The organism is Bradyrhizobium sp. USDA 4451 (genome assembly GCF_054822585.1).
Window position 1 is genome coordinate 4,742,071 of record NZ_JBTRCH010000001.1, and the last position, 13,841, is coordinate 4,755,911.

The following is a 13,841-nucleotide window of genomic DNA, read 5'->3' on the forward strand; positions in this document are numbered from 1 at the left end:
TAATTTATTCATGTAGTGAAATAAATGATGCTTGCATCCCTAGCATAGTGGGGGCACACTCCGACCGAAGGTTGCCATAGGCAGACGCACCACCTCATGATCCTCGATTCGTCGATCAATTTATTCGGACAGTTAAATAAATGACCAATCGGTGCTGGCAGGCATATGGCAAGGGCAACGTCCACCAAAGGTTGCTGGAAACAAGTACCGCACCACCAGGGCTCCCCGGCGATGCTGGCGCTCGCCGACGATGCCGGGAGACAGGCGGCTTATGATCCTCCGCTTCATTCCTGCGCCTCGTCCGTCCCACGACATGACTCGCGGGTGAAAAATTTCGGTCGGTGACGGTCCCTGCGCGATCCGAGATCGCGGTAGACCTGCGGCCAGCCTACCAATGATAGCCGTCGATTGACGCTGTCCACGGCAACGGTAAACCAACTCAAAAAAACCAAGGGAGTGAAGCATGTTCAAGTTGAAGACCACCTTGTTCGCGCTGGCGTTGGCAGGTCTCTCCGTGGCCGCATCGGACGCGTACGCCCAGAGCAAGGCCACCATCGGCATTGCGATGCCGACCAAATCCTCGGCGCGCTGGATCGACGACGGCAACAACATGGTCAGGGTGCTGAAGGAGCGCGGCTACGGCACCGATCTGCAATATGCCGAGGACGACATCCCGAACCAGCTTTCCCAGGTCGAGAACATGGTGACCAAGGGGGCCAAGGTGCTGGTCATTGCCGCGATCGACGGCACCACGCTGTCCGACGCGCTGAAGCAGGCCAAGGCCCAGGGCATCACGGTGATCGCCTATGACCGGTTGATCCGCGACACGCCCAATGTCGACTACTACGCGACCTTCGACAATTTCCAGGTCGGCGTGCTGCAGGCCAGCTCGATCGTGAATGCGCTCGGGCTGAAGGACGGCAAGGGTCCGTTCAATATCGAGCTGTTCGGCGGCTCGCCCGACGACAACAATGCATATTTCTTCTACGATGGCGCGATGTCGGTGCTGAAGCCATACATCGACAGCGGCAAGCTCGTGGTCGGCAGCGGCCAGATGGGCATGAACAAGGTCGCCACCTTGCGCTGGGACGGCGCGACCGCGCAGGCGCGGATGGACAATCTGCTCAGCGCCTTCTACGGCAAGAAGCGCGTCGATGCGGTGCTCTCGCCCTATGACGGCCTGTCGATCGGCATCATATCCTCGCTGAAGAGCGTCGGCTACGGCAGCAAGGACCAACCGATGCCGGTCATCAGCGGTCAGGATGCGGAAGTGCCCTCGATCAAGGCGATGCTGCGCGGCGAGCAGTATTCGACCATCTTCAAGGATACCCGCGACCTCGCCAAGGTCACCGCCGACATGGTCGATGCCGTGCTGAGCAAGAAGGAGGTCAGCGTCAACGACACCAAGACCTACAACAACGGGGTCAAGGTGGTTCCGTCCTATCTGCTCAAGCCGGTCGTGGTGGACAAGACCAATTGGGAGAAAGTCCTGATTGACAGCGGCTACTATAAGCGCTCGCAATTCGACTAGAGCGTTTTCGAGCGAAGTGGGAACCGGTTCGCGTGAAGGAAGCGCGTCAAAACCAGAGCCTAGAGCTCCGTTCCGACTTGATCGGAACGGGGCGCTAGAGCGGATCGCCGGGTGAGCGGCGAACCGCGCCGGGACGATCGACGCTGCAGGACATGGATCCGATGACGGCAATGCTAGAGATGCGCGGCGTCAGCAAGAGCTTTGCGGGCGTGCAGGCGCTGCGCGACGTCAGCTTGACCGTGGAAGCCGGCGAGATCCATGCCCTGGTCGGAGAAAACGGCGCCGGCAAATCGACTCTGATGAAGGTGCTGAGCGGGGTCTATCCGGCCGGCAGCTACGACGGATCGATCGTGTTCGACGGCGAGGAACGGCGGTTCCGCGACATCAATGACAGCGAGGCGCTCGGGATCATCATCATCCATCAGGAGCTGGCGCTGATCCCGCTGATGTCGATCGCCGAGAACATCTTCCTGTCGCATCCGCCGTCGCGCTTCGGCGTCATCGACCGCCATGCGGTGCATCGGCGCACCGCCGAGCTGCTGGCGCAGGTCGGCTTGCGGGAGTCTCCGGATACGCTGATCACCGACCTCGGCGTCGGCAAGCAGCAACTGGTGGAGATCGCCAAGGCGCTGTCCAAGCGGGTGCGCCTTTTGATCCTCGACGAGCCGACCGCCAGTCTCAACGAAGCCGACAGCGCGGCCTTGCTCGATCGGCTCCTGACCTTCCGCGAGCAGGGCATCGCCTCGATCCTGATCTCGCACAAGCTGAACGAGGTTGCGCGGGTCGCCGACCGCATCACGGTGCTGCGCGACGGCCGCACCGTCGACAGCATCGACTGCCGCACCGAGCGGATCGAGGAGGACCGCATCATCCGCAGCATGGTCAACCGCGATCTCGCGCACCGCTTTCCGGAGCGAAGCGCCGAGATCGGCGAGCCCGTGATGCGTGTGGAGAACTGGTCGGTGTATCATCCGCTGCATCCCGAGCGGCAGGTGATCAAGAATGTCGATTTCAAGCTGCGCCGTGGCGAGGTGGTCGGGATCGCCGGCCTGATGGGAGCCGGCCGCACCGAGTTCGCCATGAGCCTGTTCGGCCGCGCCTGGGGCGCCAACGTCACCGGCAAGGTCCGCCTCGAGGAACGTGAGGCCGATTTGTCCAGCGTGCCGGCCGCGATCGCTTCCGGACTTGCCTATGTGACCGAGGACCGCAAGCAGCTCGGGCTGATCCTTGCCGCCGACGTTCGCAAGAACGTCACGGTGGCGAGCCTCGGCAAGGTGTCGGAGCGCGGCGTGATCGACGATGTGGTGGAGTTGAAGGCGGCGAGCGACTACCGCACCCGGATGCGGATCCGCTGCTCCGACGTCTATCAGGCGACCGGCGATCTCTCCGGCGGCAACCAGCAGAAGGTGGTGCTGTCGAAATGGCTGATGACCGATCCCAAGGTGTTGCTGCTCGACGAGCCGACGCGCGGGATCGACGTCGGGGCGAAATACGAGATCTATTCGATCATCAACGAGCTTGCCGAGGCGGGCAGGGGCGTCGTGGTGATCTCGTCGGAGATGCCCGAGCTGCTCGGCATCTGCGACCGGATCTGCGTGATGAATGACGGCGCCTTCGTCGGCGAGTTCGCCAGGGGCGAGGCGACCCAGGAGAAGATCATGCGCGCCATCATGCGCAATGTCAGGATGTCCGGTGTCGATAACGACGCTGCGCGGGCCGGAGGAGCGGCACAATGACCGACAAGACGGTGTCACTTCCCGAGACCCCGAAGCATTCCGGTTTCATCAAGAACAATCTGCGCAGCTACGGCATGCTGCTGTCGCTGCTTGCGATCATGCTGTTCTTCGAGATCGTGACCGACGGCACGCTGCTGCAGCCGCTCAACCTCACCAATCTCGTGCTGCAGAACAGCTACATCGTCATCATGGCGCTCGGCATGCTGCTGGTGATCGTCACCGGGCATATCGACCTTTCGGTCGGCTCGGTCGCGGGCTTCGTCGGCGCAGTCGCGGCGGTGCTGATGGTGCATTACCATGTCGGCTACCCGATCGCGTTCGTCGCCTGCCTGCTGCTGGGCGCTGCGATCGGCGCGGCGCAGGGCTACTGGGTCGCCTATTTCAAGATTCCGTCCTTCATCGTGACGCTGGCGGGGATGCTGGTGTTCAAGGGCCTGGCGCTCGCGGTGCTGCAGGGCCAGTCGGTCGGGCCGTTCCCGCCGACTTTCCAGAAGCTGTCGTCGGGGTTCATTCCCGAGCTGTTTCCCAGCGCCGGAACCTTGTACCCGACGTCGTTGCTGATCGGCGTCGCGCTGGCGTTCGTGCTGGTGCTGGCCAGCGCCAAGAGCCGGGCGCGCGAGCAGGCGCACGGCATCGAGGTCGAGCCCTATGCCTTCTTCATCGTCAAGAGCATCGCGCTGGCGGGTGCGGTGCTCTACTTCACCTATCTGATCGCCTCGCATCGCGGCCTGCCCAACGTGCTGGTGATCATGACCGCGTTGATCGCGCTCTATGGTTTCGTGACCCGGCGCACCGTGGTCGGCAGGCAGATCTATGCGGTGGGCGGCAATGCCAAGGCGGCGAAGCTGTCCGGGGTCAAGACCGAGCGGCTGACCTTTCTCACCTTCGTCAACATGGGCGTGCTCGCCGCGCTCGCCGGCCTGGTGTTCGCAGCCCGACTCAACACCGCGACGCCGAAAGCCGGCCTCGGCTTCGAGCTCGACGTGATCGCCGCCTGCTTCATAGGCGGCGCCTCGGCCTATGGGGGCGTTGGCCGGGTCGGCGGCGCGGTGGTCGGTGCCATGATCATGGGCGTGATGAACAACGGCATGTCGATCCTCGGCATCGGCATCGATTATCAGCAGGTGATCAAGGGCCTCGTGCTGCTCGGCGCCGTCTGCATCGATGTCTACAACCAGCGCCGCTGACTGCGACGTGGTCACATTTCTGCGGTAGAATGCCTGGGCAACGCAGGAGAATGCCGCGTGAAATTGTCCCATGCCGATGCGCTGACCATCGGAAACATCCTTGCTGAAGTCGGCCGTAGCGAGATCATGCCGCGCTTTCGCCGCGTGCGGGAGATCGAGGTCCGCACCAAGACATCGGCGTTCGACGTCGTCACCGAGGCCGATGAACTCGCCGAGCAGGCGATCTCGGCGGCGCTGCTGCGGGCGTTCCCGAATGCCGCCGTGATCGGCGAGGAGGGCACCGCGCGCGATCCGGCCGCACTCGATCAGGTCGGAACCGCGGAGCTCGCCTTCATCGTCGATCCGATCGATGGCACGCGGAATTTCACCTCCAGCCTGCCGCTGTTCGGTAGCATGGTGGCCGCCACCATGCGCGGCGAGATCGTGTTCGGTGCGATCCATGATCCAGTCAGCAACGACACCGCGTTCGCGCTGCGTGGTGAGGGGGCGTGGCTCGAGCTGCCGGACGGCAGGCGGCATGATCTGAAGGTGGCCGCGGCGGTGCCGGTCAATCAGATGGACGCGGTGGTCGGTGTCAACTTCCTGCCCGAGCCGCTGCGCGCGATCGTCGCCGGCAATCTGTCCAAGCTCGGCGCCAGTGCCTGGCTCCGATGTGCCGCGCATGAGTATCGCATGGCTGCCTCGGGCCATTGCCATCTCTTGTTCTACAACAAGCTAATGCCATGGGATCACGCCGCAGGCTGGCTGTTGCATCGCGAGGCCGGCGGCTACAGCGCGCATTTCGACGGATCGCCCTACAAGCCGGTCAATCTGACCGGCGGCCTGCTCTGCGCGCCCGATGAGGAGAGCTGGCATGCGGTCCGGCAGTCGATACTGACGCGCACGGAATAGAAGCTGGAGGTGTGTTAGCGTGTCCTGTTGGTTCGCAACGGCGGAGCGAGCGTCCGATCAGCGATTGGTGATTTCGGCCGACGTGTCACAAGAAGCGGGCTGGTGCCTGATCCGTCGCGTCACCAGCGCAATGAGGGCTGCGGCGGCGATCGGTGCCAGTTGCAGGCCGTTGGCGCCCGCAGGGACCATGGCGAATGGCGTCACATAAAGCGCCGCGAGTGCGATGCGCTCATAGGGCAGCCAGCCCTGCGCAAGCGCTTGCGAGACCAGCCAGGCGCCTGGGATCGCCAGGATCACCATCTCGTAGCTGCCGAGTGAAGGGATGCACAGACCCGTCACCGCCACCATCAGCGCAATCTCGGCCGCGCCGCCGCGGCGCTTCCGCAGCATTGCGATTAGAACGATCATCGCGATCGCGGCGGCGACCAACTGAACGACCCAGGCAGCGCTGCTTGAGCCGCCGGCCAGCCTGATTGCGGCGTAGGGACTTGCGAATTTCTCGAAGCCGGGCTGGCCGCCGAGGCTCCAGGCGCCAGCTTCCGGCAGAACGTCAAAAAATTTGTACCACGGCTCGATCCCGAAGCTCGCGGTCGCCGCCAGCATGAGAACCAGCGTCGTTGTGGCCGCAGCACCGAGCGCGCGCCAGCGCCGCGTCAGGATCAGCACCAGCGGGGCAAGCAGGGCGACCTGCGGCTTGTAGGCAAAGCATCCGAGCAGGACGCCGGCGATCACCGGAGAGCGGTCCAGCGTCACTGCCGATCCACCGAGCAGGGCGGCTGAGAACAGCGAGTTCTGTCCGAACAATGCGCACACCCATACGCCGGGAAAGGCGAGTGCGGGAACGATTGATCCGCCCTTGAGGATGGCTCTCACCGCCGCTGCATAGGCGGCGCCGGTCGCGACCACCCAGATGATTGCGGCCGTTGCAAACGGCACCAGCGCAAAGGGAAGCCAGAGCAGCAGCGAGGTTGGCGGATAGAAGAACGGAGCGTAGGTCTTGTGACCGAGCACGGCCGCGACGGCGGCGCGGCCAGCGTCACCATAGGCATCGCCGGCGTGGCCTTCACGCGCGAGCTTGGCCGCGGTCCAGAATGCCGCGAAGTCGGGGCCGACATCCATCGTCGGTGCAGCCCACGGGATGATCGCGACGCAGCCGATGAACAGCAGGAGCAAGACGCGGGTGAAGGCGGTGATGCGATCGGCCGTCAGCCAGTCGGCGTCTCGGAACGCGGCGACCAGCGCACCGCTGCGCGGCGAAGATTGCGCTGTCGACGCACCGGACGCCTGACCGATCGCGCCGCGCTCCGTCGCCGCGCCGCGAGCTGCGTCAGCCCGCGTTGCGAGATTAGCCGCGGCGTGATCGGCGAAGGCCAGCCTGCGCCCCTCGAGGTTCGACTTTTGCGACATCGGCCGCTTCATTCCGATTGCGTCGTGCACGCGCCAGATGTGGACCAAATCGTCTAAGGTTGCGTAAACCCGGCCACTGCAATTGGGTGGGGCAGAGCGGGAACCCGGCGACGGACGTTGCCCTTGTCCGGGCCGGGCATGGTAAAGAAATCCGCAACGCGCGGCCGGACAGACGGCGTGCGTCATCATCAAGCGATGAGGTCAGGCCTCCGCGGGCCGGTCGAAATAGCCGAATGCGGCGCTGGTCAGGCTGCCGAGCAGCGACCAGAACACCAGGCTGGTCAGCGTGACCGCGACCACGAACTGATGCGACAATGACGAGGGCACGTTGGTCTCGACATGCTCGAGCTCCGGCGCGCCGATCAGATGCGGCAGCATGATCAGGATCACGCCGGCGATCGCGGCAGGCGCCAAGCGCCGGAACACGATCAGCCCGAGGCCGGCCGAGGTCGCCAGCACCGCGATCGTCCACCAGATCTGGCGCGAGAGCAGCGGCGCGGCGGGGACGCCGGGTAATTCCGGCGGCAGCCCGAGGCCCGGGGCGATGGTGAAGACGGCGAAGCCTGCAAGGCCCCACATCAGGCCCTCATGCCAGGAGATCGCCTCGCCGGTGGCGCCGCTGCGCACCGAAAAGAAGCCGCAGAGCAGCAGCGCAAAGCCGATCGCGGTCAGGATGTTCGCGCCTGCCGTATAGAGGTTGCGCTCCAGGCCGTCCTTCGGCTCCCAGGCCTCCGCAGCATGCGCAGCGTCTGCATGATCGTGCACCAGGATGGCGTGCGGTGACGCGGCGGCTTCGTGCTTATGCGCGGGCGCCTTCTCATAGACCTCGGCTCGGAGGATCAGGGGAACGGTGCCGAATTGCTGGACCGCCGTGACGATCAGGCCGACGATGAATCCGGCAATGACTGACGAGAAGACGATCGAGCGGAACGTGCTCATGCCGACGAGTCAGTGGCAGGGGAAGGCGTTGGAGTGGCGCACGTCGTGCGCGGCGTTGTGGATCACGTCGATATGCGAGAAGCCGACCACGCCGACGACGAACAGGCCGAGCGTCATCGCCATCAGGGACTGGGCAAGCCGGCCGACCTGTTTTGTGGCCACCGGCAGATGCTGGGCTTGCGCGGTCTGGGACTGGCTCATGATCGCTCTCCACGTTCGATTTGGTCGGCTTCTAGCAGCTTTCGGGCGATGTCGCGACTGGTAAGATGCAGATTTGTTCCAACAGGGATACGCTTGCGCAGAATTTTTGCGGCTGCCGCGGCCCTGAACGCATGTTCATAGCGCGCGAAATAGCCGAGGCAGGCGGGCGGCGTCGGGTCGGCGCCGAGCAGCGTTCGGAAGGCGCCGCGATGCACCGCGCAGATCGCGTTATGCTCCGGGAGGGGAAAAATTACGGAGGCGATGTCAATGCGCCAGTGAACGCCGCCGGTCGCGGTGCCGCTTCCGCCCGCAGATTGGTCAGCGCCGGATAGTGAATTCATCCGGACCTCGCCGCGATTCCCACTTGGCCTGCTCGAGTTCTGGACGGTCGCACTCGGCCTGGGGGTATCCGATGCAGAGATAGCCGATGAATTTCCAGGCGGCCGGGATCTCGAGGATCGCGTGAATGCGGGACGGATTGAGGATCGAGACCCAACCGAGCCCGATGCCTTCGGCGCGCGCGGCAAGCCACATCGAGCAGATCGCGGCCACCACGGAGTAGTCGGAGGTCTCCGGCATCGTCGCGCGCCCGAGGCCGGAGCCGATCTGATCGCTCTTCTCGGCGAACACGGCGAGGTGCCCGGGCGCCTCTTCGAGGCCCGATAATTTCAGGGCGGCATATTTCGTGGCGCGCTCGCCGGAATAGGACCGCAGCGCATCGGCGTTGCAGGCCTTGAAGTCGTCGATCACGGCGCGGCGCCGCGCCGCATCCTCGACAATGACGAACCGCCAGGGCTGGCTCAACCCGACCGACGGCGACAGGCAGGCGATCTCGATCAGCCGCTCGATCGTGCCATCCGGCAGCGGATCGGTGCGGAAGCGCCGCACGTCGCGCCGCCACACGAACAGCTCGTGCAGCTTGCGGCGAAACGTGTCGTCGAATGAGATCATTGTGGCGCCTTGGGCTGGTTCGATCTCGGAATTCATTCAAGCGGCATTACTTAAGCTTCATGGGCAGGCCGGCAACGACGAATTCGACCTCGTCGGCGACGCCGGCGATGGTCTGGTTCATCAGGCCGGCGGCATCGCGAAACGTCCGCGCCAGTGCATTGTCGGGCACGATGCCGAGGCCGACTTCGTTGGTGACGAAAATGACCGGGCTGCGCTGATGCTGCAGCGCATCCGCCAGCCGCGCGACTTCCCGCGACCAATCGCGCTCCGCGTGCAGCAAATTGGACAGCCAGAGCGTCAGGCAATCGACCAGCCTTGCGCCGCCGCCATCGGTCGCGGCCAGTGCCTCCACGAGATCGAGCGGTACCTCGCGCTCGATCCAGTCGTTGTCGCGCCGCGCGCGATGTTTTGCGATCCGCTCAGCCATTTCGGCATCGAGCGCCTCGGCGGTGGCGATATAGACCGGCTGTCCCGGAAAGCTCTGCGCACGCAGCTCGGCGCGCCGGCTTTTCCCGGAGCGTGCTCCACCCGTGATCAGAATGACGGCCATATGATCTCCTGTTACGTCCGCTCTAACCACCAATCGCGGGGAAACACAAAGCCGAAATCTGCCTCGGAGGGCTTGCACTCGGCCGATGCCTTGCGCATCAGGGGATCGCGGCAAGGAGAAGGCGCGTGTTTTTTGCGGGAGCGATGGCGGTGGCGATGGCTGTGGATGCCTTGATCGGCTGGCCGTCCGCGTTGTTTGCCCGTATCGGGCATCCCGTGACCTGGCTCGGCCGGCTGATCAATCTTCTCGACCGCAGCTGGAACCGGGACGCTGACGCGCCTGCGCTTCGGCGCGGGGCGGGCATTGCGGCTGCCATCCTGGTGATCGCAGCGGCGACGGCAATCGGTTGGGCGGTTCAGTCCGCGCTCGCATCTGGCTGGGTGCGCGTTGTTCTTGTGGGTGTTCTGGCGTGGCCGCTGGTGGCGTTGCGCTCGCTGCATGACCACATCGCTGCGGTGGCCAGTCCGCTCGCCTCCGGCGACGTTGCGGCCGCACGTCTGGCGGTCGCGCAGATCGTCGGCCGCGATCCGGCAACGCTCGACGACGCTGGCATCGCGCGCGCGACCATCGAGAGCCTCGCCGAGAATGCCTCCGACGGCATCGTGGCGCCGGTGTTTTGGGGCGCGCTGTTCGGCCTGCCGGGAATTTTGGGCTACAAGGCGATCAACACGCTGGACTCCATGATCGGGCATCGCAGCGAGCGGCACGAGGCCTTCGGCTGGGCCGCCGCCCGGATCGACGATCTCGCCAATCTCATACCGGCACGGTTGAGCGGCCTCTTGTTCGTGCTGCTCGCCCCGAACCGTTCGTGGGCATGGACATGCATGCTGCGCGATGCGCGCCGCCATCGCTCGCCGAATGCCGGTTGGCCGGAAGCGGCGATGGCCGGCGCGCTCGGCGTGCGGCTCAGCGGTCCCCGGATCTATCACGGTCACGTCGCGGATGAGCCGTGGCTGAATGAGGGGGCGCGTGATCCGCTTGCCGTCGACATCTTCGCGGGGCTGCAGCTTTATCGTCATGCCATGATGCTGCTGGCCGGGGTGTTCGTCGCCCTGGCGTTGCTGTAAGAGCGGCACATGCAAGAGCACGGCGGAAATCTCGACGTCGCCCGGCAACGCTTCGGCGGCGCTGCGGAAGAATGGATCGACCTGTCGACCGGGATCAATCGGGTGCCTTATCCCTTGGTCGACGTCACGCTGCGGCAATGGAGCGCGTTGCCGTCGCGATCCGAGATTGAATCGCTGCACGCCGCCGCGCGTCATGCCTATGGGACAGAGGCGCCGATCGTGGCGATGGGCGGTGCGCAGGCCGCCATTCAGTTGTTGCCCCGTCTGGCGCCGCGCGGACGCGCGCGCATCCTGGCGCCGACCTATAATGAATATGCCGCGGTGTTGTCGGCGGCAGGTTGGGATGTCGCCGAGGTGTCCGATCTCGCCGCGCTCGCGGGCGCCGATCTTGCCGTCGTCGTCAATCCGAACAATCCCGATGGACGGCAGCATGACCGGCGCGAACTGCTCGCGCTGCTGCCGCGCGTCGGCCGGCTCGTGATCGACGAGAGTTTTGCGGATGCCGTGCCCGACCTGTCGCTTGCACCGGAAGCGGGACGAGCAGGCCTCCTGATCCTGCGCTCATTCGGCAAGTTCTACGGGCTCGCCGGCCTGCGGCTCGGCTTCGCCGTTGGTGGCGAGGCTGCCATCACCGCGCTTGCCGCGATGGTGGGCCCATGGCCGGTTTCGGGCGCCGCAATTGCGATCGGACGGCGCGCCTTGCTCGATCAGGACTGGGCCAAGGCCACCGCTGCACGTCTGGCGGATGACTGCGTCAGGCTCGATACAGAGACGCAAGTGCAGGGCTGGAAGCTGGTCGGCGGCACGTCGCTGTTTCGTCTCTACGACGTCGGCGATGCGCTGGCTGCGCAGGCGAAGTTGGCCCGTGCGCAAATCTGGTCGCGCGTCTTCCAGCAGAAGCCGGACTGGCTGCGCTTGGGCCTGCCGGGCAGCGAGCCTGAATGGTCACGTCTTTCCGCTGCGCTGTCGGTTTAGCGCGCCAGCGCCAGCAGGCCTTCGACATCGAGATGGGTCTCGATGTGTTCGGCCAGCGCGTCGAGCGCGCTCTCGACCCTGGCGCCATAGGGCTGATCAGCGGCGGGGATGTCGAGCCGTGCGAGGAAGGCCTTGCGGAAATCGTCCGAGGTGAACAGGCCGTGTAGATAGCTGCCCTGAACCCGCCCGTCGGCGGACACCGCGCCTTCAGCCACGCCGTCGAGCGATGCAAAAGGCCGCGCGCGATCCGTGCCGTCGGTGCGCCCGATATGGATTTCGTAGGCGCTGATCGGCTGGCCGGTCGCGGCGTGTACCGCACTGACGCGGGTCAACGTCTTCTGCTCGGTCATGGTGGTCGTGACATCGAGCAGCCCGAGGCCGCGCGTTTCGCCGGCGGGACCCTCGATCCCCTCGGGGTCGGCGACGATCTGTCCGAGCATCTGGTACCCGCCGCACAGACCCAGCACATGGCCGCCACGGCGATGATGCGCGAGCAGATCGATATCCCAGCCCTGCGCACGCAGGAAGGCGAGGTCGCCGCGGGTCGATTTCGAGCCGGGCAGGATGACGAGCCGCGCATCGCCCGGAATGGCTTGACCTGGACGCACCATCACGAGATCGACGTCGGGTTCGAGCTTGAGCGGATCGAGATCGTCGAAATTGGCGATCCGCGACAGCGCTAGAAAGGCGATCTTGCATCGGCCGGGCCTGCGCGCCTCGCCGAGCCCGAGCGCGTCTTCGGCGGGCAACTCGCCGGCGCGAGCGAACCACGGCAGCACGCCAAAGCCGCGCCAGGCGGTGCGGGCTTCGATCAGGCGGTAGCCGTCATCGAACAGCGAGAGATCACCTCGGAATTTGTTGATGACAAAACCCTGGATCATCGCGGCATCGTCGGGATCGATTACCGTCCTGATGCCGACGAGCTGCGCGATCACGCCGCCGCGGTCGATGTCGCCGACCAGCACCACCGGGACGTCGGCCCGGCGCGCAAAGCCCATATTGGCGATGTCGGACTTGCGCAAATTGACCTCGGCCGGGCTGCCGGCGCCTTCGACCAGCACCAGGTCGGCGCGCGCCTTCAGCCGCTCAAAGCTCTCCAGCACTGCGCCCATCAGCGACGGCTTCATGGCGGCATAGTCCCGCGCGCGGGCGGTCGCGATGCGCTTGCCGTGCACGATGACCTGGGCGCCGACATCGGTTTCCGGCTTCAGTAGCACCGGGTTCATATCGGTGTGCGGCTCGACGCCGGCGGCTAGCGCCTGCAAGGCCTGCGCGCGTCCGATCTCGCCGCCGTCGATGGTCACGGCCGCGTTGTTCGACATGTTCTGCGGCTTGAACGGCAGCACGCGGAGGCCGCGTCGCGTGGCGGCGCGCGCGAGGCCGGCGACGATGAGCGACTTGCCCACGTCCGAGCCCGCTCCCTGGATCATCAACGCGCGCGCCATGGTGCTGTCCGTCAGAACTCGACGCCCGGCTGCGCCTTGATGCCGGAGCGGAACGGATGCTTCACCAGCGTCATCTCGGTGACGAGATCGGCGATCTCGATCAATTCGTCCTTGGCGTTGCGTCCGGTGAGCACGACATGTGTCATCGGCGGCTTCGACGTCGTGAGGAATTGGACGACATCGGCGATTGCGAGATAGTCGTAGCGCAACGCGATGTTGATCTCGTCGAGCACCACCATACGCAGGCTCGGGTCGGCGATCAGCTGCTTGGCCTTTTCCCAGCCCGCTTGGGCGGCTGCAATGTCTCGGGCGCGATCCTGCGTTTCCCAGGTAAAACCTTCGCCCATCGCGTGGAATTGACAGAGGTCGCCGAAATGCCCGGTGAGCAGGCGGCGTTCGCCGGTATCCCAGGCGCCCTTGATGAACTGCACCACAGCACAGGGAAAGCCGTGCGCGACGCAGCGCACGATCATGCCGAAGGCGGAGGACGATTTTCCCTTGCCGGCGCCGGTATGAACGATGATCAGGCCCTTTTCGCCGCTCTTGGTCGCCATGATCTTGTCGCGAGCGACCTTCTTTTTCGCCATCTTGGTCGCGTGGCGCGCGTCCAGCGACGCATCGCTGCTGACGATCTCGTCTTCGGCCCCGTTTCCTTCAGACGTCATGGCGTTCCTTCGGCTTGACAAGTTCGAGCCGCGGACGAATGGTGGGCCCGCGTTGGTTCCTGTCCTATGACAGGCGAAGAGGGAATGCGATAGGGCTCAAGTCGGGCCTGAAAAGCAGCCGCCCCCGCGACCGTGACCGGAGAGATGCCCAAAGCCACTGATTCCCCAAAGGGATCGGGAAGGCGGGGATCAAAGGGAGAAATCCTGCTCCGCAAGCCGGGAGACCTGCCAGCGCAGCAGTTGTGAGACCGGCGGACGGGGTGTTCCGCGACGGGGAACGAACCTGTTCGCATCGG

Annotated in this window: 14 protein-coding genes and 1 riboswitch; of the genes, 6 read left to right on the forward strand and 8 right to left on the reverse strand. The window is 65.0% G+C overall.

Translation table 11 applies throughout. The annotated features are described in order from the left end of the window. Nucleotides 1-463 precede the first annotated feature (463 nt). The 4 genes from chvE to ACVMB0_RS21755 all read left to right on the forward strand — a co-directional run bounded on the left by chvE (nucleotide 464) and on the right by ACVMB0_RS21755 (nucleotide 5,345). Entirely contained in the window at nucleotides 464-1,531 is a 1,068-nt protein-coding gene (chvE, locus tag ACVMB0_RS21740; RefSeq protein ID WP_456755652.1) for a multiple monosaccharide ABC transporter substrate-binding protein, read from the forward strand. A 161-nt stretch (nucleotides 1,532-1,692) separates the two neighbouring features. Beyond that, on the forward strand, nucleotides 1,693-3,267 hold the full coding sequence (gene mmsA / locus ACVMB0_RS21745) for a multiple monosaccharide ABC transporter ATP-binding protein (RefSeq protein WP_461347614.1): 1,575 nt from the start codon (nucleotides 1,693-1,695) through the stop codon (nucleotides 3,265-3,267). Then, nucleotides 3,264-4,454: a multiple monosaccharide ABC transporter permease gene (gene mmsB / locus ACVMB0_RS21750; protein WP_461347615.1), complete on the forward strand. Its 1,191-nt coding sequence runs from the start codon at nucleotides 3,264-3,266 to the stop codon at nucleotides 4,452-4,454. The genes mmsA and mmsB overlap by 4 nt, the downstream gene beginning before the upstream one ends. 57 nt (nucleotides 4,455-4,511) lie before the next feature. Further along, complete coding sequence (locus ACVMB0_RS21755; RefSeq protein WP_461347616.1) at nucleotides 4,512-5,345, forward strand: inositol monophosphatase family protein; 834 nt, start codon at nucleotides 4,512-4,514, stop codon at nucleotides 5,343-5,345. 57 nt (nucleotides 5,346-5,402) lie between these two features. On the opposite strand, the gene ACVMB0_RS21760 is transcribed toward ACVMB0_RS21755, so the two are convergent. The 6 genes from ACVMB0_RS21760 to cobU all read right to left on the reverse strand — a co-directional run bounded on the left by ACVMB0_RS21760 (nucleotide 5,403) and on the right by cobU (nucleotide 9,393). Then, nucleotides 5,403-6,752 carry a glycosyltransferase family 87 protein gene (locus tag ACVMB0_RS21760; RefSeq protein ID WP_461347617.1) on the reverse strand — a complete coding sequence of 450 codons (1,350 nt, stop codon included), beginning with the start codon at nucleotides 6,750-6,752 and terminating at the stop codon, nucleotides 5,403-5,405. A 201-nt stretch (nucleotides 6,753-6,953) separates the two neighbouring features. After that, complete coding sequence (locus ACVMB0_RS21765; protein WP_461347618.1) at nucleotides 6,954-7,691, reverse strand: CbtA family protein; 738 nt, start codon at nucleotides 7,689-7,691, stop codon at nucleotides 6,954-6,956. A gap of 9 nt (nucleotides 7,692-7,700) precedes the next feature. Continuing rightward, nucleotides 7,701-7,892: a CbtB domain-containing protein gene (locus tag ACVMB0_RS21770; RefSeq protein ID WP_461347619.1), complete on the reverse strand. Its 192-nt coding sequence runs from the start codon at nucleotides 7,890-7,892 to the stop codon at nucleotides 7,701-7,703. Beyond that, nucleotides 7,889-8,233, reverse strand: a complete 345-nt coding sequence (locus ACVMB0_RS21775; RefSeq protein WP_456755645.1) for a hypothetical protein — start codon at nucleotides 8,231-8,233, stop codon at nucleotides 7,889-7,891. Before ACVMB0_RS21775 ends, ACVMB0_RS21770 begins: the two co-directional genes overlap by 4 nt. Beyond that, a complete protein-coding gene (gene bluB / locus ACVMB0_RS21780; RefSeq protein ID WP_461347620.1) occupies nucleotides 8,211-8,843 on the reverse strand; it encodes a 5,6-dimethylbenzimidazole synthase in 633 nt (210 codons plus the stop codon). The genes ACVMB0_RS21775 and bluB overlap by 23 nt, the downstream gene beginning before the upstream one ends. Before the next feature lie 46 nt (nucleotides 8,844-8,889). After that, nucleotides 8,890-9,393, reverse strand: coding sequence for a bifunctional adenosylcobinamide kinase/adenosylcobinamide-phosphate guanylyltransferase (gene cobU / locus ACVMB0_RS21785; protein ID WP_461347621.1), 504 nt, complete (start codon nucleotides 9,391-9,393; stop codon nucleotides 8,890-8,892). Between the two features lie 143 nt (nucleotides 9,394-9,536). Here cobU and cbiB point away from each other — a divergent pair, with 143 nt between their 5' ends. Both cbiB and cobD read left to right on the forward strand, forming a co-directional pair. Continuing rightward, nucleotides 9,537-10,460, forward strand: a complete 924-nt coding sequence (gene cbiB, locus ACVMB0_RS21790; protein WP_461347622.1) for an adenosylcobinamide-phosphate synthase CbiB — start codon at nucleotides 9,537-9,539, stop codon at nucleotides 10,458-10,460. Between the two features lie 9 nt (nucleotides 10,461-10,469). After that, complete coding sequence (gene cobD, locus ACVMB0_RS21795; RefSeq protein WP_461347623.1) at nucleotides 10,470-11,435, forward strand: threonine-phosphate decarboxylase CobD; 966 nt, start codon at nucleotides 10,470-10,472, stop codon at nucleotides 11,433-11,435. Here cobD and ACVMB0_RS21800 read toward each other — a convergent pair. Together ACVMB0_RS21800 and cobO are read right to left on the reverse strand one after the other, a co-directional pair. Beyond that, on the reverse strand, nucleotides 11,432-12,880 hold the full coding sequence (locus ACVMB0_RS21800; protein WP_461347624.1) for a cobyric acid synthase: 1,449 nt from the start codon (nucleotides 12,878-12,880) through the stop codon (nucleotides 11,432-11,434). The genes cobD and ACVMB0_RS21800 overlap by 4 nt on opposite strands. A gap of 11 nt (nucleotides 12,881-12,891) precedes the next feature. Next, nucleotides 12,892-13,545, reverse strand: coding sequence for a cob(I)yrinic acid a,c-diamide adenosyltransferase (gene cobO / locus ACVMB0_RS21805; RefSeq protein ID WP_456798297.1), 654 nt, complete (start codon nucleotides 13,543-13,545; stop codon nucleotides 12,892-12,894). Between the two features lie 36 nt (nucleotides 13,546-13,581). Beyond that, a riboswitch (cobalamin riboswitch) is annotated at nucleotides 13,582-13,792 on the forward strand. The last annotated feature ends 49 nt before the right edge of the window (nucleotides 13,793-13,841 follow it).